Raw genomic sequence first — 24743 nt, forward strand, 5'->3', positions numbered from 1 at the left:
GAGAGACGAGCGCCGCACCACGCGGGGGTGACTCAGACCATCCGTGTGACGGCCGAGAGGTGCTTGTACCGCACCGGGGAGACCTTCACCTCGGAGCCGGAGTACGGCGCCTCCAGCATCTTGCCGTCGCCCAGGTAGATCGCGATGTGGTACGTCCGGCCGTTCTCCGCCCAGGACAGCATGTCCCCGCGCTTCATCTGGTCGACCGGCACCTTCTCGCCGGCATTGGCCTGGTTCCCGCTGTAGCGCGGCAGGTCGATGCCGATCCCGGCGAACGCGTAGAGCATCAGGCCGGAGCAGTCGAAGCCCTCGTTCTTGTAGTCGCCGTGCGCGTCGCCCTCGCCACCGTCGCGGATGCCGACCGTCGGGCCCTTCTTGTTGCCGCCGCCCCACGAGTAACGCACGCCGATCTGCGACATCGCCCGGTCGATCACGGTCTCGACCGCGCCGGACCCGGTCTTGCGCGGTGCCGGGCCGGATGGCGCCGACTCCTCGCGCGCGGCCTCCCGGCTGCGGGCCGCGTCCCGGTCGCGACGGGCCTGCTCGGCCTCGGCGGCGGCCTGCTGGGCCTGGTACTGCAGGTAACGCTGGCGCTGGCCGCGCAGGGTGGCGTCCGAGTTCTGCGCCGCGTCCAGCTGCTGCTGCACGCTCGCCTGCTCGGCCGTGACGGCGTCGAGGCGCTGCCGCTGGTCGTCGGCGGCCTTCTCGGCGGCGGTCAGGGCCGCGTCGGCTGCGGCACTGGCCTCCTCGGCGGCGGCCTTGCGCCGGTCGGCCTCCTCCTGGGCGGCCCTGGCCTTCGAGTCCGCGTTCGCCTGCGTGACCTGCGCCCGCTGCAGCTGGTCCAGCGCGTCGGCCTGGTCCCGGCTGACCTCGTCGGTCAGCCGCGCGCGGTCCATCAGGTCCTGCGGGTCGGTGGCCCGGCTGAGCAGCCCGAGCGGTCCGAGGTCGAGCCCGTGGCCGTAGACGCCGGCGACGAACGCGTCCAGGCGGTCGCGGGCCGTGTTCACGTCGGCCGCGGCCTTCTCGGTCGCGGTCCGGGCGGCAGCGGCGGCGTCGGCGGCCGCGGCGGCCTCGCGGCCCGCCTGGTCGGACACGTCCCGCGCCTGGTTCGCGGACTCGTGCTGCGTGGCGACCTGGATCTGCAGGTCGTCCTGCTCGTCCGCGAGCTCGCCGAGCCGCGCGGTCAGGCGCCCGACCTCGGCGGACCGGGCGGCGACGTCGTCGCGGCTGCGCTGCAGGTCCTGGTCGTTCGGATTGGGCGGCGGCGTCGGCGGCGGGGGCTGCGCAGGGACGGCGTACGCGGCGGGCGACGCGACCGCACCGGTGCCGGGCGACCCCACCAGGACCGCGACCAACAGGGCGAGCACGACCGGAGCGCCCCTGCGTGTCACGTCACTCCCCCTCGGGTATGCGGCCCGGCAGGCCCTGTCGATCTCCACGAGCGATGCGCACCATGCCACCGAAAGCTCCCTGGTCCCCTGCGACACACCCGGCACGGGGATCGACTTCCACCACACGGGCGAGGCGGATGCGTCACATCCGGGCCGGTAGCGGTCGCATGCCTAAATAGGACGGGCGTACTATTTGGGCGTGAGGGGCCGCGCTGCCGCCCTCGGGGCGGTGCGCGAGACTCCCGGCAGACCCGAACACGCACCCGCTCCACCACCACGGGAGGAAGCCAGTGGCCAGCACCGACAGCTTCGGCGCTCGCGGACAGCTCGACGTCGGCGGCACCGGTTACGAGATCTTCCGACTGTCCGCCGTCGACGGCGCCGAGCGGCTGCCGTTCAGCCTCAAGGTCCTGCTGGAGAACCTGCTGCGGACCGAGGACGGCGCCAACGTCACGGCCGACCACATCCGTGCGCTCGCCGGTTGGGACCCGACCGCCGCGCCGGACACCGAGATCCAGTTCAGCCCCGGCCGCGTGATCATGCAGGACTTCACCGGCGTGCCCTGCGTCGTCGACCTCGCGACCATGCGCGAGGCCGTCACCGAGCTGGGCGGCGACCCGGCCAAGGTGAACCCGCTCGCGCCCGCCGAGCTCGTGATCGACCACTCGGTGATCATCGACGTGTTCGGCACGCCGGACGCGTTCGAGCGCAACGTCGACTTCGAGTACGGCCGCAACAAGGAGCGCTACCAGTTCCTGCGCTGGGGCCAGGGCGCGTTCGACGAGTTCAAGGTCGTCCCGCCGGGAACCGGCATCGTGCACCAGGTCAACATCGAGCACCTGGCCCGCGTCGTGATGACCCGGGGCGGGCAGGCCTACCCGGACACGCTCGTCGGCACCGACTCGCACACCACGATGGTCAACGGCCTCGGCGTGCTGGGCTGGGGCGTCGGCGGCATCGAGGCCGAGGCCGCGATGCTCGGCCAGCCGGTCTCGATGCTCATCCCGCAGGTGCTCGGCTTCAAGCTGACCGGCGAGATCCCGGCAGGCGCGACCGCCACCGACGTCGTCCTGACGATCACGGAGATGCTGCGGCGCAAGGGCGTCGTCGGCAAGTTCGTGGAGTTCTACGGCGAGGGCGTCGGCGCGGTGCCGCTGGCCAACCGCGCCACGATCGGCAACATGAGCCCGGAGTTCGGCTCCACCGCGGCGATCTTCCCGATCGACGAGGAGACGGTCCGGTACCTGAAGCTGACCGGGCGCTCCGAGGAGCAGATCGCGCTCGTCGAGGCGTACGCCAAGGAGCAGGGCCTCTGGCACGACCCGTCGAACGAGCCGGTCTACTCGGACACGCTCGAGCTGGACCTGTCCACCGTGGTCCCGTCGATCGCCGGGCCGAAGCGCCCGCAGGACCGGATCGAGCTCACCCAGGCCAAGGAGGCGTTCCGCTCCTCGCTGGGCGACTACGCGGTCGAGTCGACGTCCAGTGTGGACGAGTCCGAGAAGGAGAGCTTCCCGGCGAGCGACGCCCCCGCGCACAGCGGCGGCAACGGCGACGGCGCGCCGCGCCCCGCGGTCTCGGCCGCGGCGGGCGCGGGCGGGCGCACCAGCAAGCCCACCACGGTCTCGCTGAACGGCGCCGAGTTCGAGATCGACCACGGCGCCGTGGTGATCGCGTCGATCACGAGCTGCACGAACACGTCGAACCCGTCGGTGATGCTCGGCGCCGCGCTGCTCGCCAAGAACGCCGTGGACAAGGGCCTGGCCGTCAAGCCGTGGGTGAAGACGTCGATGGCGCCCGGCTCCCAGGTCGTCACGAACTACTACGACAAGGCCGGCCTCTGGCCGTACCTGGAGAAGCTCGGCTACCACCTGGTCGGCTACGGCTGCACGACCTGCATCGGCAACTCCGGCCCGCTGCCCGAGGAGATCTCGCAGGCGGTCAACGACGCCGACCTCGCCGTCGTCTCCGTGCTGTCCGGCAACCGGAACTTCGAGGGCCGGATCAACCCGGACGTCAAGATGAACTACCTGGCCAGCCCGCCGCTGGTGATCAGCTACGCGCTGGCCGGGACGATGGACTTCGACTTCGACGCCCAGCCGCTCGGGCAGGACACCGCCGGGAACGACGTGTTCCTGCGCGACATCTGGCCTGCGCCGGAGGACATCCAGAAGGTGATCGACGAGACGATCACCCAGAAGATGTTCACCGAGGACTACGCGGACGTGTTCGCCGGCGACGAGCGGTGGACCTCGCTGCCCACGCCGGAGGGCCGGACGTTCGAGTGGGACCCGCAGTCCACCTACGTCCGCAAGCCCCCGTACTTCGAGGGCATGGCCGACGAGCCGGCTCCGGTCGCCGACGTGTCCGGGGCCCGCGTGCTGGCGCTGCTGGGTGACTCGGTCACCACCGACCACATCTCCCCCGCCGGTGCGATCAAGCCGGGAACTCCCGCGGCCCAGTACCTCAACGAGAACGGTGTGGAGAAGGCCGACTTCAACTCCTACGGCTCCCGGCGCGGGAACCACGAGGTGATGATCCGCGGCACGTTCGCGAACATCCGGCTGCGCAACCTGCTGCTCGACGACGTCTCCGGCGGCTACACCCGGGACTTCACCAACGGCGGCGAGCAGGCGTTCATCTACGACGCCGCGCAGAACTACGCCGCGCAGGACACCCCGCTGGTCGTCCTGGGCGGCAAGGAGTACGGCTCCGGCTCGTCGCGTGACTGGGCGGCCAAGGGCACGGCACTGCTCGGCGTGAAGGCCGTGATCACCGAGTCGTTCGAGCGGATCCACCGCTCCAACCTGATCGGCATGGGCGTGCTGCCGCTGCAGTTCCCGCAGGGCGAGACGGCGTCGTCGCTCGGGCTGGACGGCACCGAGACGTTCGACATCAGCGGCATCACGGCGCTGAACGACGGATCGACGCCGAAGACCGTGCACGTGACGGCCACGAAGGACGGCGGCGAGACGGTCGAGTTCGAGGCCGACGTCCGGATCGACACCCCCGGTGAGGCGGACTACTACCGCAACGGCGGGATCATGCAGTACGTGCTGCGGGGCATGCTGGCGTCCTGACGCGCGCCGGTCGCCGTCCCGGCCCGCGGGGTCACCGCGGGCCGGGACGGCAGGCTCACGGCCGGTCGACCCACATCGAGCCGTAGAACATGTCCCGGGACAGGTAGCGCTGGACCCCCCGCACCTGCGGCACGGCGACCGTGGCGAGGTACCCGCGGGAGATCCAGGCGAGAGGGAGGTCGGCGTTCACCAGGCGCTCGACCTCCTGGTAGGCCCGGGTGCGCTCGGCGGGGTCCGACGTTCCCGCGGCGCGGTCCACCAGGGCGTCCACCTGCGGGTTGGAGTAGTCGCCGTAGTTGACGTTCCCGCCGGTCCGCACGAGGTTCCCGACGTACGGGAACGCGTTGTCGAACGACGCGACGTTGCTGGCCAGCCCGAACTGCCCGCTCTGCACGACCTGGGACGAGTACTGGGCCAGGTCGTAGAGCCGCACCTCCACTGTGATGCCGACGGCGGCGAGCTGGGCCTGGATGGCCTCGCCGAGCTGGCGGCGTGGCTGGGTGAGCGTCAGCACCACCGTCGGGTCCCCGCCGCCCGCGCGGTACTCGTCGACCAGCTGACGCGCCCGTCCCGGGTCGGGCGCGGGCCACTCCCGCGTGGCCGTGTCCGTGTGCAGCGGGCTCTCCTCGTCGAACAGGCTGCTCGCCGGGACGAGGTTGCCGCTGTAGAGGCTCGCGCTCAGGCCGCCCAGGTTGATCGCGCGTACGACGGCCTCGCGCATCCGGCGGTCGTCGAACGGCGGCCGGGTGGTGTTGAAGTGCAGCACCTCGCCCCCGTTGCCGGGCCCGTAGTAGACCTTCAGGCCGGGGTCGCGGAACGCGCGCACGAGCTCCTGGTTGTAGGCGCCGAAGATCAGGTCGACGTCCCGGTTCTGGATCGAGGCGTAGCGGGACTCGTTGTCCGGCAGCGGCCGGAACTCCAGGCGGTCCAGGTACGGCTGCCCCTGGCGCCAGTACGTCGGGTTGCGCTCGAGCACCATGCGGGAGTCCCGGGTCCACTCGACGAGCCGGAACGGGCCCGCGCCGACCGGATGGCGGCCGACGTCGGCGCCGTACGTCGCGATCGCCGCCGGCGAGACGACGACCCCGAGCGCGCCGAAGAACGTGGACTGCCCGAACAGGACCGGGAACGAGCCGAGCGGCGAGTCGAGCACGAACTCGACGGTCGACGGGTCGACGGCCCGCAGCCCGGTGATCCGCTTGGCGAACCGGTTCGCCGGCGAGGACGGCGTGTCGATGTGCCGGCGCACGTTCGTCACCACGGCGTCCGCGTCCAGCGGCGTGCCGTCGCTGAACCGCACCCCGGGACGCAGGCCCATGCGCCAGGTCCGGCCACCGTCCCCGGTGTCCATCGACCGGGCCAGGTACGGCTCCGCCGTGCCGTCCGGCGTCAGCCGCATCAGCGAGTCGTACACCGCGAACGCCGCCTGGTTCGTGTTCTGCACGACCGGGTCGAAGCTCACCGCCTCGCGGTCGGTGGCCAGCGTCAGCGATCCGCCGCGCTTCGGCGGGCCGTCGGCGGCCGGGTCGTCGCCGAACGCGTTGACCGCGCGCAGCTCGGTCGTCTGCTGGGCGGGCTGGGCCGCGCCGCAGGCCGCGAGCAGCCCGAGCAGGATCGCCGACACCACCGCCGCCGCGACCCTCCGGCCGCGCGATCGCCACCGCATCTCGTCCCCTTCCTCGTCGCTGAAGAACGGTCGTGCTCGGGCGCTCGCTGTCAGGTCGCGGCGGCCACCGTGCTGACACCGACCCCGCCCGGGGTGCGTGCGCCGTAGCGGGCCTTCTCCCGGTCCAGGTCCAGCGGCGTGCCCCGGCGCGTGCGCTGCTCGAACGCCGCGTCGTCGAGCAGCGCGGCCGGCACCAGCCAGGCCACCTCGAACTCCAGCCCGTCCGGGTCGCGGGCGTAGACGCTCTTGGTGGTGCCGTGGTCGGTGGCCCCGACGTAGGCGCCCTCCGCGGACAGCCGCGCCGACAGCGCCCCGAGCTCGTCGAGCGTGCCGACCTCCCACCCGAGGTGGTAGAGGCCGACGTGGCCGCGACCGGCCGGGTTGTCCGCGGCGTCGCCGATCGCGAACAGCCCGATGTCGTGGTCGTTAGACGATCCCGGCGCCTGCAGGAAGGCCGCGCGGCCCGGACGTTCCATCTGCACCCGGAAGCCGAGCACGTCGCGGTAGAACGCCACGCTGCGGTCCACCTCGCGCACGTAGACGACGGCGTGGTTGAGCGAGCGGATCACCGGTTCAGTCCCCGGCCGACGGCTGCGGTTCCGGCAGCGGTGGCGGCACCGCGCCGGCCTCCCGGATCGCCGGGTCGTCGTCGGTACCGAGCAACCGCCAGTCCTCGCCGTCCTCGAGGATCTTGTCGGTGCCCCGCAACGAGCGGAAGTCGTGACCGGGACCCGGCAGCGCCGGCAGCGGCGCCGACGGATCGTCGGCGAGCGCCTTCGCGGCGCGCAGCAACCCCTGACGCATCCGGATGATCGCCTTGTCGATCGTGCCGAGCCGTTCCTGGCTGCGGTCGTAGATCGGGCCCATCGACTCGGTGACCATGAGGTCCTGGCTGACGAAGTCCGCGACGCCGCTGAACGTGGTGGTGCGCTGCACCTCGCGGTCGATGTTGTAGTCGGCCTCGGCCAGGTAGTTGCGGGGCGTGATCCCGCCCGGCCGCCGTCCGCCGGGCCGGGCGAACGGACCGAAGCTGAACAGCGGGTCACCGCCGTGCCCGGCCGGGTTCGGCATCCGGCTCGACTCGAACGTGAACCGCCAGCAGTTGTGGTCGTCGATCGGCACCACCATGAGGTGGCTCGTGTTGTACGGCACGGCGGCGATGATCGTGCTGTACGGGAAGATGTACTCGGTGATCCGCACGTTGGTGTGCCCGTTCGGGGTCTCGCGCACGCCCGCGTAGCGGAACCCGTACCAGGTGTCGTGCACCTCCAACCGGGGCGCGCGGTCGTGGGCCCAGAACTTCCACGTGAGCCGGTTCGACGGGTAGCCGGGCTTGTCGCTGCCGTCGTCGGTGATGTCGTTCGCGCCCGGCCACGAGTGCAGCCACGAGATGTGCGCGGTGTCGACGTTGCCCTCCATCGTCTGCAGCCAGCTGCAGTAGCACTGCAGCTTGGCCGCCACGCGGAGGTCCTCGGGCAGCGACTCGGTGCCGAAGTCCCGGAACGGGGTCATGGTGTCCGGCGGGCCCATGTAGGTCCACACGATCCCGCCGGACTCGTGGGTCGGGTACGTCCGTGCGGTCACCCGTTCCTTGAAACTGCTCGTCGGCGGCTCCGACGGCATGTCGATGCAGCGGCCGTCGGCGTCGAACTGCCAGCCGTGGTACGGGCAGCGCAGCCCGCAGGTACCGCCGGGGCCGTCCTCGTTGCGTCCGAAGTAGAGCGACGCGCCGCGGTGCGGGCAGTTCTCCTGGATCAGGCCGACCCGGCCGGTCCGGTCGCGGAACGCGACCAGGTCCTCGCCCAGCAGCCGCACCCGGACCGGGACACCGGCCGGCTCGGGCAGCTCGTCGGACAGCAGTGCCGGGGTCCAGTAGCGCCGCAGCACGGCGCCCATCGGCGTACCCGGCCCGACCCGTGTCAGGATCTCGTTGTCGTTGGTGGACAGCATCGTCGGGCTCCCTCCCGCATCGGGGCCGAGGTGGTGGGGCCCACGGTGGTCGCGGTGCGACGACGGTAGGCAGGACGGGGCCGCGACCGGAAACAACGGGTGCTGCTGCGGCGTCATCACCACGGCTGATGATCCGGTCGGGCCCGGGTCTGGCGGCCGGCGCATCGCCGGCCGTCCAATGGGCGGGTGAAGAACGCGACGGCGCGGCTCGCGGGCCTCGACCTGAACCTGCTCGTCGTGCTGCGCGAGCTGCTGCGCCAGCGGCACGTCACACGCGCGGCCGACCGCGTCGGGGTGTCCCAGCCCGCCGCCAGCGCCGCGCTCGCCCGGCTGCGCCGGCACTTCGACGACGAGCTGCTCGTCCGGCGCGGCGGCCGATACGAGCTGTCGCCGGTCGGCGAGCAGCTCGCCGAGCAGGTCGAGACCGTCTGCGACGGCATCGAGGCGCTGTTCGCGACCGGCGGCGGGTTCGAGCCGGCCACCACCCGCAGGGAGTTCCGGATGGTGCTCCCGGACCACACGATCGCCCTGATGGGCGGGGAGCTGGCGGCCGCGCTGCACGGCGGGGCGCCACACGCCCGCCTGCACCTGATGCTGGCCAGGGCGGCACTCACGTCGACCATCGAGGACACGATCCACACCGTGGACGGTGTCGTGTCCCAGCCGACCGCGCGGTTCCGGATGCCGGAGATGCGGTCGGCGCGCCTCTACCGGGACCGGTGGGTGTGCGTGGCCGCCGCGGACAACGAGCGGTTCGGCAGGGACGTCGTCGACCTGGACGCCCTCGCCGGGGCGACGTGGGTGGTGCCGTACCACGACGACACGGACTTCCCGTCCGTCGTCCCGGTGAGCCGCGAGCTGGCCCGGCTCGGCCTGCGGCCGAGAGTGACCGTCCGTGTGGACAGCTTCCAGGCCGTGCCGCATCTCGTGGCCGCGTCCGGCCACGTCGCGCTCGTGCAGGAGCGGCTCGCCCTGGCGTGCGGCCTGCCGCTCCGCCTCCTGGACTGCCCGGGCCCGGGCGGCCGCTTCGAGGCACGGCTGTGGTGGCACGCCCGCAACGACGACGATCCGGCCCACCGGTGGTTCCGGGAGCTCGTCGTGCGGGTGGCCCGCGGCACGGTGCCCGACCGCGGCGGGTCGGCGCCCGGGTGACGCGACCGGCCGTGTCCGGTCCGTCCCCGTGTCACGGTTTGCCTCGTTCGTCCGCCCCACCTACCGTCCGGCGGAACCGAGCGAGGAGGCGACGTGGCCGTCCAGATCGTGGCGCTGCTGGTGTTCGCGGCCGTGTTCGTGATCGCCGAGGTGCGCCGCAGCCACATCGGCATCGTCATGTTCGCCGCGGCGTGCGGGATCGGCCTGCTGGTCGCCGGGCAGGGCCTGGACGAGATCCTCGAAGGATTCCCCGTCGACATCCTGATCCTGCTGGTCGGCGTCACGTTCTTCTTCGGGATCGCGAAGTCCAACGGCACGATCGGGCGGCTGCTCGACCTGGCGCTCGCCCGCGTCGGGGACAACGTGGCCGTGCTGCCACTCGTGTTCTTCGCGATCACCGGCCTGATCGCGTCGATGGGCTCGCCGCTCGGCGGGCTCGTGACGGCACCGATCGGCATGTCGGTCGCGGCCCGGCGCGGGATCGACCCGATGCTGATGGGCATCGCGATGGCGTGCGGCATCTCCGCCGGCGGGTTCGCGCCGATCAGCCTGTTCGGACTCGTCACGACCGGGACCGCGGCCTCGGCCGGCGTCCCGCTGAACCCGCTGGTGCTGTTCGCCGTCGCGATCGTGTCGAACGTGCTGCTGCTCGCGCTGGCCTACGCGCTGTTCGGGACCCGGGCAGCCGAGCGGCGCCGGACCCGTTCCGGCGCGACCGTCGCCGCCGGCAGCCCCGGGCTCGACGACCGCGAGCCGGCCGCGGCGGGGACCGTCACGACGCCCGGCGACGGCACCGGCGACGGCACCGGCGACGGCCGCGACGCCGCCGGTGCCGGGTCGTCCGGCGACGGGCCACCCCGGGAGCCCGGCTCGGGTCCCGAGGACGCCGACGGCGTCCCGCAGCCCCGGCCGTTCCGCCCGATCCACGTGGTCACGGTCGTCGCGATGGTCGGGCTGCTGGCGTCCGTCGTCGCGATCGCGCTGACCGGCGCCGAGCCGGACATCGGCGTGCTGGCGTTCGTGTTCGGCGCGGCGCTCACGCTGATCGACCCGCCGTCCGGGCGCAGCGCGCTCGCCGAGATCGACTGGTCGACCGTGCTGCTGGTCGGCGGGATCATCACCTACGTCGGCGTGCTGCAGGAGGCGGGCACGGTCGACATGCTCGGCGAGCTGGCCGCCGGACTGGCCGTGCCGCTGCTGGCCGCGTTCCTGGTCTGCGTCGTGTGCGCGCTCGTGTCCGCGTTCGCGTCGACGACCGGCATCCTGGCCGCGCTCGTGCCGCTCGCGATCCCGCTCGTGCAGCAGGGCGGCGTGCCCGGCTGGGCGCTGCTCTGCGCGCTCGGGGTGTGCTCGTCGCTGGTCGACGTGTCCCCGTTCTCGACGGTCGGCGCGACGATGGTGGCCAGCGCGACCGACCCGTCCGAGCGCCCGCGGATGACGTCGCTCCTCACCCGCTGGGGACTGTCCATGGTCGTCGTCGGACCGATCGCGCTGCTCGGCGCGCTGATGCTGCCGGCGATGGCGTTCTGACCCGCGCAGCCGCGTCCTCAGTGGAGGAGCGTCAGCAGCCCGTCGACGCCGCGGTGGAAGGCGGACCGGACGTCCTCGACGCCGTCGAGGTGGGCACCGGTCATGGCCCCGTCGCGCATCATGACGAAGTGCTGCGCGGCGTGCTCCGGCCTGCCACGCCGCGGTGAGTTGCCGAAGACGTCCGCGAACAGCCCGGTGAGCGTGGAGACGTACCAGGTGCGGTGATCGAGGATCACCCGGCGCACCGGATCGTCGGGATCGGGGTACTCGGCGGCCGCCTTGAGGAACGCGCAGCCGCGGAAGTCGGGCCGGACGAGGTCGTCGGCGACGACGGCCCCGATCGCGCGCACCGCGTCCGCCGGTGGCCCCGCGGCCCGGACGGCGGCGTCCACCACGTCCCGGGTGTGGGCGTCGACCCCACGCAGGTAGGCGAGGACCAGGTCCTCCTTCGACGGGAAGTGCCGGTAGAACGTCGCCCGTGTCGCCGGGGCCTCGGCCAGGATCCGCTCGACCCCGACCGCCCGGATCCCCTCCCGGTAGAACAGCCCGCTGGCCGTCGCCACCAGTCGTTCCCTGGCCTCGGACCGCGCTCGTCCGGCCGGGCCGTCGGCCGTGGTCCGCGTCGGCGTCGTCATGCGGGAAGGCTAACAGAAAGAACGATCGGTCTTGCATCGGCCGAACGGCCGTGCCAGCCTCACCGAGTGCAGAGAGAACGGTCTTTCTTCCTACGGAGGCGAACCCCATGACCACCACGACTCCCCCGCTCGTCGGCGCCACCACGACACCACTGCGCAGGCTCTACCTCATCCGTTTCGGCTTCGCACTGGTGTGGGCCGTGGCGTTGTTCCTCGTCGCGTCCCGCTCCGGCCCGGTGACCGCGGTCCTGCTCGTGCTCTACCCGCTGTTCGACGTCGGCGCCGCCCTCGTGGACGCGCGCTCGTCCCGGGATGGCCGTTCCGTGCCGGGACTCCGCGTGAACGTCGCGGTCAGCCTGGTCGCCGCCATCGGTCTGGCCGTCGCCGCCACCTCGGGCGACCCGGCCGTCCTGCGGGTGTGGGGGACGTGGGCCGTGGTCTCGGGCCTGGTCCAGCTCGTCGTCGCGCTGCGGCGACGCTCGCTCGGCGGCCAGTGGGCGATGATCGCGAGTGGTTCCCTGTCCACGCTGGCCGGAGCCGCGTTCGTCGTGCAGGCCTCCGCTCCCGACCCGGCACTGACCGGACTGGCCGGCTACGCCCTGCTCGGCGGGGTGTTCTTCCTCGTCTCAGCCCTGCGCCTCGGCTCGCGCTGACGACACTGACCGCCGTGACGTGCCGCTCGATCCGGTCGGAGAAATCGACCGGCACGGTACGGCGCCGACCACCGCCACAACGTGCCGACCGATCTCCGCAGGTTGTCGACCGGCACGTTCCGGTGGTGCACGGCCGCGCGAGGCGAGCTGCCGACGTCGGACAACGGGTGTGCGCCGCCCGCCGCCGGTTTCACGGCCCCGGTGAACCCGCACCCGTCGTGAAACCACGGCGCAACCGGGCGGGCGCACGCTCTGCGCCATGACCACAGTGCTGACGCCCCCACAGGGGGCCGCGCCCACCGGGACCCGGACCGCGGTGCGGACCGAGGGGCTCGTGAAGACCTTCGGCGAGCACCGCGCCGTCGACGGTATCGACCTCGAGGTTCGCCCCGGCGAGATCGTCGGCGTGCTCGGACCGAACGGCGCAGGCAAGACCACCATGCTGCGGATGCTCGCCACGCTGCTCAAGATCGACTCCGGCCACGCCGAGATCTTCGGTGTGAACGTCGCCGAGCAGCCGCACGTCGTGCGCCAGCTGATCGGCGTGACCGGCCAGTACGCGTCCGTCGACGAGAACCTGACCGGCTCGGAGAACCTGCGCCTGTTCGGACGGCTGCAGGGCCTGCGGGCGCCGAAGGCCAGGGAGACCGCCGCGACGCTGCTCGAGCGCTTCGACCTCACCGAGGCCGCGCACAAGCCGATCTCCCAGTTCTCCGGCGGCATGCGACGCCGCCTCGACCTGGCCGCGAGCCTGATCACGCGCCCGCCGCTGATCTTCCTCGACGAGCCGACCACCGGCCTCGACCCGCGCACCCGTGGCCAGATGTGGGACACGATCCGCTCCCTGGTCACCGACGGCGCGACCGTCCTGCTCACCACCCAGTATCTCGACGAGGCCGACCAGCTCGCCGACCGGATCGCCGTCATCGACCGCGGTCGCAAGGTCGCCGAAGGCACCCCGGACCAGCTGAAGTCCTCGGTGGGCCTGTCCACCCTGCAGCTGGTCACCGCACCCGAGGACGTCGTTCGCGCGGCGGGCGTCGTGCGCGAGTTCCGTGGCGTCGAACCGGCCACCGTCCCGGACGCGGGCCGCGTCTCGGTCCCGCTGGAGAGCGCCGACGAGGCCGCCGACATCCTGATCGCGCTGCGCGGCGCGGGTGTGGCGGTCTCCTCGGTGAGCGTGCAGAAGCCCAGCCTCGACGAGGTCTTCCTGGCCATCACCGGCCAGCCCACCGACACCGACGCAGAGGAGGAGGTCCGATGACCGCGCTCGCGACGCCCGTCACCACCCTCGACCGGCCCGACCCGGTCGCGGCCACCCGCCCGCATATCACGCTCGCCGAGACCGTCGAGCAGACCCTGTCCATGGCCTGGCGTGCCCTGATGAAGATGCGCCGCAACGCGGAGCAGTTCTTCGACGTCACGCTGCAGCCGATCCTGTTCACCGCGATGTTCGCCTACATCTTCGGCGGGGCGATCACCGGCAGCGTCGGCAGCTACCTGCCGCTGATCATCCCCGGCATCCTCGCCCAGACCGCGCTGACCGCCTGCATGGCGACCGGCGTGCAGCTGCGTGAGGACATGGACAAGGGCGTGTTCGACCGCTTCAAGTCCCTGCCGATGGCCCGGATCGCGCCGCTGGCCGGCCCGATGATCGCCGACCTGCTGCGCTACACGATCGCCGCCGTGATCACGTTCGGCGTCGGTCTCGCGATCGGCTACCGCCCCGAGGGCGGCGTGCTCGGCGTCCTCGGCGCGATCCTGCTGGTCGTCGTCTCCGGATGGTCGCTGGCCTGGGCGTTCACGTTCGTCGGCACGATCGCTCGCTCGGCCCAGGCCGTCCAGGGCATCTCGATGATGATCATGTTCCCGCTGACGTTCCTGTCCAACGCGTTCGTGCCGGTCGAGACCCTGCCGTCCGCGCTCCGCGCGTTCGTCAACGTCAACCCCGTCTCGCACGTCGTGTCGGCGACGCGCGACCTCGCCAACAACGGCGCGGTCACCGCGGAGGTCGGCTGGGCGCTGCTGGGATGCGCCATCGTCATCGCGATCTTCGCGCCGCTGTCGGTGTGGAGCTACCAGCGCAAGATCTGACTCACGAGAGGTTCACCAGGACGGCGCGTGCCCCGGCCAACAGGTCGGGGCCGCGCCGTTCCCCGTACTCCGCCTGGACCCGCGCGATCAGCCCGGGCGCAAGGCGTTCCGCGGTGTCGGCGGCGTTCGCCCAGGCCAGGGTCGGCGCCGACCGGCTGTAGGAGAACCGGTCGGCGAGCACGACGAGGCGCACGGCCGGCTCGACCGGCAGCGCGTCCCGTCGCAGACCCCAGAGGCCGATCCCGAACAGCAAGGTCCCGAGCACCGGGTAGTCCAGGTGCGGACGGGCCAGGTCGAACGCGTCCGGTGCCTTGGCGCGCAACTGCTCCCAGTACTCGGTGCCCTCGTCGCCGACACCGTGCACGGCGAACACGGCGACCCCGAGCGCGTCGCCGATCAGCACCCACGGCGCGAACGACGCCATGTCGATCGCGACGTCCGGGACGGCCAGGCGGCGCATCTTCTCGATCGCCCCGCGATAGCGCTCCAGCCCCGTGGCGCGTTCCCCGCCGGCCAGCGCGAGCTCCGCGGCGACCAGCTCCCAGCTGACCCTGCTCCGCAGCCCGGAGCGGCCCCGGCGGACCTGCTCGGCCTCGTCGAGCATCCGCTGCACGCCGGTGAGGTCACCGCGGACCAGCAGGTCCAGCGCGACCGTCGTCCGGCACTGGATCGCGTCGTCGGTGGCGTCCAGGCGGTCCAGGACCGGGATCGCCTCGCGGGCGTGGCGCGCGGCCAGCGCGTGCTCTCCGAGCTGCGCGTACATCTCCGCGAGCATCGAGTGCCTGCTGGCCCGGGTCCACGGGCCCTCGTCGTCGCGGGTCAGCTCCAGGGCACGGACGGCGGCCGGGATCGCGCCGGCCAGGTCGCCGTCGTTCTCCAGGGTGTGCGCCAGGAACTGCAGCGCCGTGCCGGCCACCCGGGGCTCGGGGCGCTCGCCGAGGCGTCGCAGCGCGTCCGGCGAGCCGTGCAGCCCGTCCTCGGTCGCCGCGACGAGCTCGAACCACGCCGTCGCCGACGGGCCCCGGACGTCCGGCCCGATCCGGGCCAGCAGCGCCCGGCTGTGCGGGAGCCCCTTGAGCGACATCATCCGGGCGTTGAGCAGCAGCATCGCGAGACCGGCCCCGACCTGCTCGGTCAGCTCCGACGGCGGCGTCCATCCCTCGACGGCGCACTCCACGGCGTCGGCCAGCCCGAGCACGCGGGTGTGGTCGCCGATGATCGACCAGTACGTGGCCAGCGCCGCCAGCAGGGCGAGCCCGGTGGCCGGTTCGGGCTCGGCCAGCGCGCGCCGCAGCACGTCGGCGAGGTTCGCCTCCTCGGCGCGCAGGACGTCCATGGCCGCGTACTGGCCGGGACCGTCCAGCTCGTCGAACTGCTCGACGGCGAGCCGGCGCGCCCAGGACCGCTGGGCCCGTTCGGCGTCGTCGCGCTCACCGGCGGCGTCCAGGCGCATCCGGCCGAACTCCCGCACGGTCTCCAGCATCCGGTACCGCACACCCCCGGCCTCGACGACCGTGAGCAGGGACTGCTCGACGAGCTCGCCGAGCAGGTCCCAGGCGTCCGGACCGAGCATCTCGGTCGCCGCGCCGCCGGTGAACCCGTCGTGGAAGACCGACAGCCAGGTGAGCGCCCGCCGGGTCGGCGCGTCGAGCAGGTTCCAGGACCACTCGATCACCGCCAGCAGCGTCCGGTGCCGGTCCGGTGCGGAGCGGTCGCCACCGCGCAGCAGCACGAACCGGTCGTCGAGACGGCTCCGGACGTCCTCGACGGACATCACCCGGACCCTGGCCGCGGCCAGCTCGATCGCCAGCGGCAGCCCGTCGAGGTGCGTGACCACGTCGGCGACGACGTCGTCGTCGAGCACGACGGACGGTCGCGCGGCCTCGGCCCGCTGCCGGAACAGCGCGACCCCGTCGGACCTACCGAGCTGCGCCAGGGGGTAGACGCGTTCCGCGGCGATCGCGAGCGGTGCCCGCGTCGTCGTCAGCACCCGCAGGTCCCGCACGCCCGCCACGAGGAACGCGACGAGCTCGGCGACGGCGTCGACGACGTGTTCGCAGTTGTCCAGGATCAGTAGCGTCGGCGCGCCGGCCAGGTGCCGCGCGATCCGGGCCCGCACGTCGGCCCGCTGCTCCCGGGTCAGCGTGCGCTGCTCGATGACCGAGTCGCGCACGCCGATCGCGGAGGCGACCTCGCCGACCACGTCCTCGGCGGCCCCGACACCGGCCAGCTCCACGAACCGCACGACCGGAAGGTCGGTCTCGCGACCCATGACGTGCGCGAGCCGGGTCTTGCCGAGACCGCCCGCACCGAGGATCGACACGACCCGGTTCCCGCCGAGCAGGCTCCGCAGGGCGCGGACGTCGGCGTCGCGGCCGAGCAGCGGCGCGGCGTCGAAGCGGACGCCGTCGTGCACCGGGCGGTCCGCGGCCAGCAGCTCGCGGTGCACGTCCTGCAGGAGGGGTCCGGGGTCGCTGCCGAGCCGTTCGGCGAGCTCGGTGCGGTGGCGCTCGTAGCGCTCCAGCGCCACCGCGGGCCCGCGCACGGCGGCCTCGCTGCGCAGGAGCTGGGCGAGGACGGCGTCGTCGTGCGCGCGTTCCTCCAGCAGCGGCAGCGCCTCGGCGTGCTGCCCGGCGCGTCCGAGGCCCATGGCCAGCACCCGGGCCGCGACGTCCGAGGGCGCCAGCGTCAGCGCGTCGCGGGCGGCGGCGACGGCGGCGTCCAGACGACCGTCCTCGTACGCGGAGCGGGCGGCCTCGACGAGGTCGGCGTGCGCGAGGACGTCGACCTCGTCGCGACCCAGCCCGAGCCGGTAGCCACGGGCGGTCCGCTCGATCACGCGCGCGTCCGTCGTGGCGCGCACGCGGGACACGAGGACCTGCAGCGCCTTCGTCGGGTTCGCGGGCGGGTCGTCGCCCCAGACGGCCTCGATCAGCGACTCGGCGGAGCGCCCGGCCGGACCGGCCTCCACCAGTGCCTCCAGCAGCGCACCCGGACGGTCGCCGACGACGGGTTCGCCGTTCCAGCGGACGTCGTCGAGCAGGGTCAGCGCGCGGGGCACCCGGCAAGCCTACGGGCGCCGACGACCGGGTTACCGGGTACGGACGCGAACCCGTCCCCGGCGATGATCGGCGGTTCGGTCCGGATCGGTGCGTGACCCCGCCCGGATCGGACGCCACCGCCGATCATGGGGTCGGGAAACGGGTTACCCCCGCAGGACGCCGTGCTCTAGGGTCGACACTGCGCCCCCGATGGGCCGACCGGGAAGGAGCTCGTCGCACCACCGCTCGGCCCGGCGGCGCTGTTCCTCTCCGGTACCCCTCGTGGCGTGACGTGCTGCTCTCCGGTGACTTCGCACCGAAGGAGCACCATGACCTGCACGTTCAACCACACGATCGTCGCCGCGCGCGACCGCGAGACGTCGGCACGGTTCTTCCGGGAGATCCTCGAGGCGTCCGAGGCGCCGTCCTGGGGCCCGTTCACGAACGTCGTGCTCGACGGCGGCGTGATGATCCAGTTCGCGGACCTGCCGGAGGACGCCTACCCGGAGATCCAGAACCAGCACTACGCGTTCCTCGTCGACGACGCGCTGTTCGACCGCGCGCTCGGCCGCATCCGGGAGCACGGCCTCGACCACTGGGCCGACCCGCAGCGCACCCGGCCCGGCGAGACGAACACCGAGCACGGCGGGCGCGGCGTGTACTTCCTGGACCCGGCCGGGCACTACCTCGAGATGATCACGCAGCCGTACCTCTAGGCCGGGTGCGTGGGATCGACCCACGGCGTGTGCGCCGGCTCGGCCACGGCGTCGATCTCCAGGTTCACGACGATCGGCTCCTGGCCGCTGCGGGTGAGCACGCACTCGAGCGGCTCGTCGTCGAGCGCGTTGATCTCCTGGTGCGGCACGAACGGCGGCACGAAGATGAACCCACCGGGACCGGCCTCGGCCGTGAACTCCAGGTTCTCGCCCCAGCGCATCCTGGCCCGGCCGCGGACCACGTAGATCACGCTCTCGAGCTCGCCGTGGTGGTGGGCTCCGGTCTTCGCTCCCGGGTGGATCGTGACCGTGCCGGCCCAGAGCTTCTCGGAGCCGGCGCGGGCGCCGTTCACCGCGGCCGCCCGGTTCATGCCGGGCGTCTGCGGGGTGTTCGTGTCCAGCGCGTCGCCGGGAATGACGCGGACGCCGTCGTGCCGCCAGTCGGTACTCACGCCTGCACGCTATCCGCGGTCCGCCCGGAACCGGAACGAGCGCTGCCCGACCTCCGTGTCCGGCGCGTCGAGGCCTGCGGTCCGGAGCCGCTCCGGCAGACCACCGGGGTCCACGCCGGTCATCGTGTCGCCGATGTGGATGATCCGGAACCGGAGGGTCACCAGGCTGTCGATGCCGGCGAACGTCCCGCCCGGTCGCAGCACCCGGGCGGCCTCGGCGAACAGCTTGTCCTGCAACGCGGGCGTCGGGACGTGGTGCAGCATCGTGAAGCAGACGACGGCGTCGAACGACCCGTCGGCGAACGGGAGCCGGGCGCCGTCGCCGTGCCGGACGTCCACGTCGGAGAACTCCCGGGCCAGGTCGGCGGCCATCGTGCCGTCCACCTCGACGGCGGTGAGCGACCCGGAGCGCGGGGCGAGCCACCGCGTCGTGACGCCGTAGCCGGGGCCGATCTCCAGCACGTCGCCGCCGAGATCGACGTCGTTCGTCGCCCACGGGAGCACGGAGCCGTGCATCCGCGCGGACCAGTCGTCCGACCGGCAGATCCGCCGGTGGATCACGTTCATCGCCATGACCAGCACGCTAGAGACCCGGAGACGGTGACCGGTAGCCGCTAGACTGCCGCATCGTGTCGCGTTCCGGTCATCCCGTCGGACTGACCGAGCGCGCCGACGGCGTCGCGCTCGTCGGGATGTTCCCGCTGGCCCGCGGGCACACGCTCCCGGAGCACCGCCACCCCACGCACCAGCTGGCGTGGGCGGCGACCGGCGTGCTGCGCGTCGAGATCCCGGACGAGCACGTCACCTGGGTACTCACGCCGACGCGGGCGCTGTGGATCCCGGCCGAGGTCGCGCACCGGACCGGCGCGACCGAGACCGCAGCCATGCGTGGCGTGTACCTGCGTCCGGCCCGCTGCCCGGTCGCGTGGAGCGAACCGACGGTGATCGGTGTCGCCCCGCTGCTCGCCGCGTTGATCGACCACCTCGCCCGCTCGGACCTCTCCCCGGACGCCAGGACCCGGGCCGAGGCCGTCCTGTTCGACGAGCTCAGCCCGGCGGCCCCACCCGGCGCGGGACCGGTGCGCCTGGCCTGGCCGCGCGACCGGCGGGCCCGGACCGTCGCGGACGCGCTGGCCGCCGACCCGGCCGACGACCGCGACCTCGCCGCGTGGAGCCGGATCACCGGCGCGTCGGAGCGCACGCTGGCCCGTCTGTTCACGGCCGAGACCGGCCTCGGCCCCGGCCGGTGGCGGGCCGTCGTACGGGTGCGCGCGGCGCTGGAGCTGCTGGCCGCGGGCGAGCCGGTCGGCACCGTCGCGCACCGGGTGGGATACCGGACCCCGAGCGCGTTCGTCGCCGCGTTCCGCCGTGAGGTCGGCTGCACCCCGGGCCAGGCCTTCGCCGCACCGTGACGGTCGAGATCGCACGCACGGTGGTGACACCGGCCGTCGAACAGCCACCAGTGCGATCTCGACGGGATCCGGCGTCCTCCCGCCGATCGTCGTCGAGCCGAACGGGCATGATCGCCGGAATCGGTCGGGACGCGCCGCCGGTGGCGCTCCACGTCCCGTTCCGCCGATCACGAGCCGGGCCCGCGACTACACGGCCGTGACCAGGCTCAGCGCGAACCGCTCGTCCTCGTCGACCCAGCGCCGGGTCGGCTCGAACCCCGCCGCGCCGACCATCGCGTCGATCGACTCGTGCCGGAACTTCGCCGAGATCTCGGTGCACATCAGCTCACCGGCCTCGAACGCGACGTCCAGGTCGAGCGCGGCGACCCGCACGGTCATGTCCCGCTCCGCGCGCAGCCGCATCTCGATCCACTCGTTCTCGGCGTCCCAGTACGCGACGTGCGAGAACGCGTCGACGTCGAAGTCGGCGCCCAGCTCGCGGTTGAGCACGTGCAGGACGTTGCGGTTGAACTCGGCCGTCACACCCTGTGCGTCGTCGTAGGCGGGGACCATCACGGCCGGGTCGGTGACCAGGCCGGTGCCCAGCAGCAGCTGCTCCCCCGGCGCCAGCACCGACCGCACGTGCGCGAGGAACTCGTGGCGCGGACCGGGCAGCAGGTTCCCGATCGTCCCGCCGAGGAACGCGATCATCCGCCGCCCGCCCGGCGTCGGTGCGCCGGGGAGCTTGTCCAGGTCACGGGTGAAGTCCCCGACCACGCCGTGCAGGTCCAGGTCCGGGTACCGCTCGGCGAGCTCGTCCAGGGCACCGCGCAGCGCCGACTCGCTGACGTCCTGCGGCACGTAGCTGCGCAGCGTCCCCTCGGCACGGAACGCGTCGAGCAGCAGGCGGGTCTTCGTCGAGGACCCCGACCCCAGTTCGACGACGGTCTCGGCGCCGGACGTGCGCGCGATGTCGGCCACCGAGTCGGTCAGCAGCGACCGCTCGGTCCGGAACGGGTAGTACTCCGCAAGATCGGTGATCCGCTCGAACAGATCGGAGCCCCTGGCGTCGTAGAACCATTTCGGTGGCAGTTCCTTGGGCCGTGCGGTCAGCCCGCGACGGGCGTCGTCGCGCAGCGCCGCATCGGCGTCGCCTTCGGTGAGGTGGACGTCGAGCCGGACAAGAGCGGTACCGGACGGTCCCGCGCTCTCGGTGGTCATCGTGCTCCCTCTGTTCCGCGCCCGCTCGCGGCCACCGGGTGCTCCGGTGTGTCGAGCGGGTACAGCTCGTGGTGACCCGGCCGGGCCACCACCAGGTGGCGGTCGGGCACCTGGGTCCAGTCGAGGTGCGCGTCCGTCGGTTCGGACGCCACCGTCACGGACGGCGCGTTCCCGTCGGCTGCGCTGACCGTGTGCACCGCCAGCGCGTGCCGCCAGGCCGTCGCCCAGATCGTCGTGCCGTCGGTGAGCAGCAGGTTCAGTCGCGAGCCCGGTGAGGCCTCGTCGACCGCGCGCACGGTTCCGGCGAGGACGTCCGCCGGGTCGTGCCCGGCGCGCAGGCGGTGCCGGACCAGCGCCCAGATCAGCGCCGCGTCGGTCGGCGCATCCAGCGTCATCAGGTCCAGCACCGGCAGCGTCGCCCCCAGCGCTTCCAGCGCGTCCGGCCAGCCGAACACCATCCCGTTGTGACTGAACAGCCACCGGTCCTCGGTGAACGGCGCGTTCGCCGTCGACACCACCGGCATGCCGGGGCTGGCCGCCCGGACCGCGCCGAGCACGCCGGTCGCGACGGTCACCCGCGCGACGGCCGCGAACGACGTGTCCGACCAGATCGGCTGGACGCTGCGCATCCGCACCGGCACACCCGCCGACCCGGCACGGACGGCCCGCGACGACACGTCGTCACCGGTCACGGCCGCGACCGGGTCACTCACACCGTCCCCGGACGCGAGGGGTGGGTACCAGCCCGCGCCGAACCCGTCGACGTTGATCGTGCCGCCGCCCCGCATGTCCGACGGCGCCCATGCCTGTTCGAGCAGCCCGTGCGGCGGTTCGAGCAGCACCTGCGAGAGCGTGCGCGGCGGACCCAGGTAGGCCAGGTGACGGCACACGCCTAGAGACCCGCGTCCGCGGGTCCGGCGTCGCGGGCCAGGCGGAAGCCCGAGAAGATCTGCCGCCGCACCGGGTGGTCCCAGTTGCGGAACGTCGACCGGATCGCGGACGCGTCGGTGCCGAACGAGCCTCCTCGCAGCACGGCGTAGTCACCGCCGAAGAACACCTCGCTGTACTCCGGGTACGGGAACATCGTGAAGCCCGGGTACGGGTGCCAGCCGGAGTCGCACCACTCCCAGACGTCGCCGATCATCTGGTGCACGCCGAGTGCGGACGCCCCGGCCGGATAGGAGCCGACCGGTGCCGGCTGCAGGTGGCGCTGGCCGAGGTTCGCGTGCTCGGCGCCCGGCTCGTCGTCGCCCCACGGGTAGCGCCGCGACCGGCCGGTCGCCGGGTCGAAGCGGGCCGCCTTCTCCCACTCGGCCTCGGTCGGCAGCCGCTTGCCGGCCCACCGGGCGTAGGCACGGGCCTCGTGGAACGACACGTGCACGACCGGCTCGTCGCCCGGTACCGGCTCGACCACGCCGAACCGCCGCCGCCACCATGTGCCGTCGGCGTCGCGGGTCCAGAACCGCGGGGCCTCCAGGCCCACCTCGATCCGGTGCGCCCAGCCCACGTCGGTCCACAGACGACGGTCGTCGTAGCCGCCCGCCTCGACGAACGCCGCGTACTGCGCGTTCGTCACCGGGTACGCATCGATCACGAACGCCGGCAGGTCGACGGTGTGCGCGGGCCGCTCGTTGTCCAGGGCCCACGGCTCGGTCGAGGTTCCCTGCACGAACGGCCCGCCGGGGACCAGCACCTCGGCCGGGCCGAGTGGCGTGGCCGGCCGCGGCGGGGCGGGCGCGTCGAGCAGCGGGCCGCCGTCGCGCAGCTGGTGCGTGGCGAGCATCGTCTCGTCGTGCTGCTGCTCGTGCTGCACGATCATCCCGAACGCGAACGCGTCGTGCTCCAGCCGCCGTCCGCGCAGCGGGCTCGCGCCGAGCGCGTCGAGCGCCTTCTCCCGCACCTCGCCGACGTACTGCCGCGCCTCCGACGGGGTGAGCAGCGGGAGCTCGACGCGGCTGGAGCGGGTGTGCTGGAACGCGTCGTACAGGCCGTCGATCTCGGGGCGCAGCGGGGCCCGACCACCGACGTCGCGGACCAGCCAGAGCTCCTCCTGGCTGCCGATGTGCGCCAGGTCCCAGACCAGCGGCGACATCAGTGGCGAGTGCTGGGTCACGAGCTCGGTGTCGTCGATGTCGGTCAGCACGGAGCTGCGGGCGCGGGAGCGTTCCAGCAGGTCGGCGGCCTTCGTCCGGAGCCTCTCGACCTGCTCCGTGCTCGCGTCGAGCCCGGTGCCCTGTGGGGTCACGGAGTCCGTCACGTCTCTCCTTCGTGCCTGGGTCAGGCGGGTGGTGTCGGACGTGCCCCGCGGCGCAGGGGCACGGACGTGGATCAGCGGGATTCGGACCGGTACAGGCCGGGCGGGAACGGGGTGTCCGGCCCGCCCGCCTCCAGATCGGTCTCGTGGGCGTCCGGCTCGTCGGCCGGGCAGAGGCCGCGCAGCACCCGCTGCTCGGTCACCTGCTCCAGCCGGTCGACGACGTCGGCCGGTCCCCACTCGAGCCCGTCGCCCGCCGTGGCGCCCCGCAGCACGTCACAGGCCAGCGGGAATAGCTCGGCCGCTGCACGGGCGAGCGGCGGGTCGGCGAGCGCGTCCCGCGCGGCGGGGACCCACCGGTCACGGGTCGGCTCGCAGATCTCCCGCACCCGGGACTCGATCTCCGGCGACGACGTCAGCGCCAGCAGGACCGCCGTGGGCAGCGCCCAGTCCCGGCCGGCCTGCCCGTCGACGTAGCGGACCTCGAGGTGCCCGTGCGGCCGGACCGGCGGGAACAGCGTCGAGATGTGGTAGTCCAGGTCGGCCGTCGTCGGGTCTCGCCCGAGCGAGCCGTCACGACGACGTCCGTCCACCCACTCGGCGAACGTCACCGCGGGCGGGACGTCCCAGTCGTCGGTACCGCGCACGCACAACAGCGGTGTGTCGACGACGCGCCCGGCCCAGGCCTGGGCCGGATCCGGTACGTCGAGGGGCGGCGGGGCGGTCCGGCCCGGGTCGAGGCTCAGCCAGCAGGCCATCCGCGTGGACTTCCAGCCGGTCCGGCGGCGGTGCTGGACGGGCGAGTTCGCGAACGCGGCGACGAGCGCCGGGCCCATCTCGTGCAGCGCGGCCCACCGGCCGGCGACCCGCTCCGCGGGACCGGAGTCCAGGCAGACCTGCACCGCCGACGTCGAGCACATGCCGCTGCGCCCGTGCGGACCCACGCGGTCGAACACGCACTCCATGGCGCGGTAGCGGGGAAGGTCCAGGATCCGGCGGGCGGGCCGCTGTGGATCGGCGGCACGGGGATGGACCTGCAGGCCGGCGTTGGCGAGCAGGGTGCGCAGGTGGCGCGCGTCCGCGTCGACGATGCGGGTGAGGGACCCGAGGTCCGGCAGCGGGGGGCTCGCGATCTCGACCTGGCCGCCGGGCTCGACGGTGACGTCGCATCCGGCCGGCAGGGGCGCCGCGGGCGAGGAGGGATCCAGGGAGACGGGGGCGTGCGGGCCGAGAGCGGCGCGCAGCGCGACGGGGTCGATCAGTGCCCGAGGGTCGTCCGGGCGGTGGGCCATCCATTCCAGCTCTACACCGACGAGCCGCGGTGGCCCGTGCTTGAAACAGACCGACGCGACGTACGCCTCGGCCTCGGCACGGCTGCCGAGCGGGCGCGAGACCGCGTCGTGTCGGGCGGCCGGAACGACGGCGCCCGCCGCCTCCCGCCGCATCTCCCCGGTCATGGAAAGGACGCTACCCCCGACCCCCGACAATCGCAGGAGCGTCGGGGAGGCGGTGAGACA

Annotated in this window: 20 protein-coding genes; 8 read left to right on the forward strand and 12 right to left on the reverse strand. The window is 73.1% G+C overall.

The window, feature by feature from the left end; genetic code table 11:
- Window positions 1-32: 32 nt before the first annotated feature.
- Window positions 33-1391: an NlpC/P60 family protein gene (locus EV378_RS00525; protein WP_132420775.1), complete on the reverse strand. Its 1359-nt coding sequence runs from the start codon at window positions 1389-1391 to the stop codon at window positions 33-35.
- Window positions 1392-1681: 290 nt separating this feature from the next.
- Here EV378_RS00525 and EV378_RS00530 point away from each other — a divergent pair, with 290 nt between their 5' ends.
- Complete coding sequence (locus EV378_RS00530; RefSeq protein ID WP_132420777.1) at window positions 1682-4471, forward strand: aconitate hydratase; 2790 nt, start codon at window positions 1682-1684, stop codon at window positions 4469-4471.
- A 55-nt stretch (window positions 4472-4526) separates the two neighbouring features.
- Here EV378_RS00530 and EV378_RS00535 read toward each other — a convergent pair whose 3' ends face one another.
- The 3 genes from EV378_RS00535 to EV378_RS00545 are packed head-to-tail and all read right to left on the reverse strand — an operon-like array spanning window position 4527 to window position 8087.
- Window positions 4527-6137, reverse strand: coding sequence for an ABC transporter substrate-binding protein (locus tag EV378_RS00535; RefSeq protein ID WP_132420779.1), 1611 nt, complete (start codon window positions 6135-6137; stop codon window positions 4527-4529).
- 50 nt (window positions 6138-6187) lie between these two features.
- The gene (locus tag EV378_RS00540) at window positions 6188-6706 is read right to left on the reverse strand and encodes a VOC family protein (protein ID WP_132420781.1); all 519 of its coding nucleotides are present in this window, start codon (window positions 6704-6706) and stop codon (window positions 6188-6190) included.
- 4 nt (window positions 6707-6710) lie between these two features.
- Window positions 6711-8087, reverse strand: a complete 1377-nt coding sequence (locus EV378_RS00545) for a Rieske 2Fe-2S domain-containing protein (RefSeq protein ID WP_132420783.1) — start codon at window positions 8085-8087, stop codon at window positions 6711-6713.
- A gap of 186 nt (window positions 8088-8273) precedes the next feature.
- Here EV378_RS00545 and EV378_RS00550 point away from each other — a divergent pair, with 186 nt between their 5' ends.
- Both EV378_RS00550 and EV378_RS00555 read left to right on the forward strand, forming a co-directional pair.
- Entirely contained in the window at window positions 8274-9239 is a 966-nt protein-coding gene (locus EV378_RS00550; protein WP_132420785.1) for a LysR family transcriptional regulator, read from the forward strand.
- 93 nt (window positions 9240-9332) lie between these two features.
- The gene (locus tag EV378_RS00555) at window positions 9333-10769 is read left to right on the forward strand and encodes an SLC13 family permease (protein ID WP_132420787.1); all 1437 of its coding nucleotides are present in this window, start codon (window positions 9333-9335) and stop codon (window positions 10767-10769) included.
- Window positions 10770-10786: 17 nt separating this feature from the next.
- Here the strand turns inward: EV378_RS00555 and EV378_RS00560 are convergent, their stop codons facing one another.
- On the reverse strand, window positions 10787-11404 hold the full coding sequence (locus tag EV378_RS00560) for a TetR/AcrR family transcriptional regulator (RefSeq protein ID WP_132420789.1): 618 nt from the start codon (window positions 11402-11404) through the stop codon (window positions 10787-10789).
- Window positions 11405-11511: 107 nt separating this feature from the next.
- On the opposite strand from EV378_RS00560, the gene EV378_RS00565 reads away from it, so the two are divergent.
- The 3 genes from EV378_RS00565 to EV378_RS00575 all read left to right on the forward strand — a co-directional run bounded on the left by EV378_RS00565 (window position 11512) and on the right by EV378_RS00575 (window position 14151).
- The gene (locus tag EV378_RS00565) at window positions 11512-12057 is read left to right on the forward strand and encodes a hypothetical protein (RefSeq protein WP_132420791.1); all 546 of its coding nucleotides are present in this window, start codon (window positions 11512-11514) and stop codon (window positions 12055-12057) included.
- Between the two features lie 259 nt (window positions 12058-12316).
- Window positions 12317-13321: an ATP-binding cassette domain-containing protein gene (locus tag EV378_RS00570; RefSeq protein ID WP_132420793.1), complete on the forward strand. Its 1005-nt coding sequence runs from the start codon at window positions 12317-12319 to the stop codon at window positions 13319-13321.
- The gene (locus tag EV378_RS00575; RefSeq protein WP_132420795.1) at window positions 13318-14151 is read left to right on the forward strand and encodes an ABC transporter permease; all 834 of its coding nucleotides are present in this window, start codon (window positions 13318-13320) and stop codon (window positions 14149-14151) included. Before EV378_RS00570 ends, EV378_RS00575 begins: the two co-directional genes overlap by 4 nt.
- Window position 14152: 1 nt before the next feature.
- On the opposite strand, the gene EV378_RS00580 is transcribed toward EV378_RS00575, so the two are convergent.
- The gene (locus EV378_RS00580) at window positions 14153-17212 is read right to left on the reverse strand and encodes an AfsR/SARP family transcriptional regulator (protein ID WP_132420797.1); all 3060 of its coding nucleotides are present in this window, start codon (window positions 17210-17212) and stop codon (window positions 14153-14155) included.
- A gap of 309 nt (window positions 17213-17521) precedes the next feature.
- On the opposite strand from EV378_RS00580, the gene EV378_RS00585 reads away from it, so the two are divergent.
- Entirely contained in the window at window positions 17522-17908 is a 387-nt protein-coding gene (locus EV378_RS00585; protein WP_132420799.1) for a VOC family protein, read from the forward strand.
- On the opposite strand, the gene EV378_RS00590 is transcribed toward EV378_RS00585, so the two are convergent.
- Window positions 17905-18360 (reverse strand): cupin domain-containing protein, encoded by a 456-nt coding sequence (locus EV378_RS00590; protein ID WP_132420801.1) that lies wholly within the window; start codon window positions 18358-18360, stop codon window positions 17905-17907. The genes EV378_RS00585 and EV378_RS00590 overlap by 4 nt on opposite strands.
- 9 nt (window positions 18361-18369) lie before the next feature.
- Complete coding sequence (locus tag EV378_RS00595) at window positions 18370-18933, reverse strand: class I SAM-dependent methyltransferase (RefSeq protein ID WP_132420803.1); 564 nt, start codon at window positions 18931-18933, stop codon at window positions 18370-18372.
- A gap of 56 nt (window positions 18934-18989) precedes the next feature.
- Between EV378_RS00595 and EV378_RS00600 the strand changes: the two genes are divergently transcribed.
- Entirely contained in the window at window positions 18990-19772 is a 783-nt protein-coding gene (locus EV378_RS00600) for an AraC family transcriptional regulator (RefSeq protein ID WP_243653199.1), read from the forward strand.
- Window positions 19773-19958: 186 nt separating this feature from the next.
- Here the strand turns inward: EV378_RS00600 and egtD are convergent, their stop codons facing one another.
- The 4 genes from egtD to egtA form a co-directional block, all read right to left on the reverse strand.
- Window positions 19959-20972 carry an L-histidine N(alpha)-methyltransferase gene (egtD, locus tag EV378_RS00605; RefSeq protein WP_132420805.1) on the reverse strand — a complete coding sequence of 338 codons (1014 nt, stop codon included), beginning with the start codon at window positions 20970-20972 and terminating at the stop codon, window positions 19959-19961.
- On the reverse strand, window positions 20969-21862 hold the full coding sequence (locus EV378_RS00610) for a class II glutamine amidotransferase domain-containing protein (RefSeq protein WP_132420807.1): 894 nt from the start codon (window positions 21860-21862) through the stop codon (window positions 20969-20971). The genes egtD and EV378_RS00610 overlap by 4 nt, the downstream gene beginning before the upstream one ends.
- Window positions 21863-21864: 2 nt before the next feature.
- A complete protein-coding gene (gene egtB / locus EV378_RS00615; RefSeq protein ID WP_132427183.1) occupies window positions 21865-23217 on the reverse strand; it encodes an ergothioneine biosynthesis protein EgtB in 1353 nt (450 codons plus the stop codon).
- Window positions 23218-23300: 83 nt separating this feature from the next.
- Window positions 23301-24683: an ergothioneine biosynthesis glutamate--cysteine ligase EgtA gene (egtA, locus tag EV378_RS00620; protein WP_243653200.1), complete on the reverse strand. Its 1383-nt coding sequence runs from the start codon at window positions 24681-24683 to the stop codon at window positions 23301-23303.
- Between the last annotated feature and the right edge of the window lie 60 nt (window positions 24684-24743).

The sequence above is a fragment of the Pseudonocardia endophytica genome, from assembly GCF_004339565.1.
GTDB classification, from domain to species: Bacteria; Actinomycetota; Actinomycetes; order Mycobacteriales; family Pseudonocardiaceae; genus Pseudonocardia; species Pseudonocardia endophytica.

Excerpts from the sequence above, each read along its gene's own strand:
- egtA (WP_243653200.1), bottom strand. The coding sequence starts at position 24,683 with ATGACCGGGGAGATGCGGCGGGAGGCGGCGGGCGCCGTCGTTCCGGCC.
- EV378_RS00575 (WP_132420795.1), top strand. The coding sequence starts at position 13,318 with ATGACCGCGCTCGCGACGCCCGTCACCACCCTCGACCGGCCCGACCCG.
- EV378_RS00565 (WP_132420791.1), top strand. The coding sequence starts at position 11,512 with ATGACCACCACGACTCCCCCGCTCGTCGGCGCCACCACGACACCACTG.
- EV378_RS00545 (WP_132420783.1), bottom strand. The coding sequence starts at position 8,087 with ATGCTGTCCACCAACGACAACGAGATCCTGACACGGGTCGGGCCGGGT.
- EV378_RS00570 (WP_132420793.1), top strand. The coding sequence starts at position 12,317 with ATGACCACAGTGCTGACGCCCCCACAGGGGGCCGCGCCCACCGGGACC.
- EV378_RS00535 (WP_132420779.1), bottom strand. The coding sequence starts at position 6,137 with ATGCGGTGGCGATCGCGCGGCCGGAGGGTCGCGGCGGCGGTGGTGTCG.
- EV378_RS00560 (WP_132420789.1), bottom strand. The coding sequence starts at position 11,404 with ATGACGACGCCGACGCGGACCACGGCCGACGGCCCGGCCGGACGAGCG.
- EV378_RS00585 (WP_132420799.1), top strand. The coding sequence starts at position 17,522 with ATGACCTGCACGTTCAACCACACGATCGTCGCCGCGCGCGACCGCGAG.
- egtD (WP_132420805.1), bottom strand. The coding sequence starts at position 20,972 with ATGACCACCGAGAGCGCGGGACCGTCCGGTACCGCTCTTGTCCGGCTC.
- EV378_RS00595 (WP_132420803.1), bottom strand. The coding sequence starts at position 18,933 with ATGGCGATGAACGTGATCCACCGGCGGATCTGCCGGTCGGACGACTGG.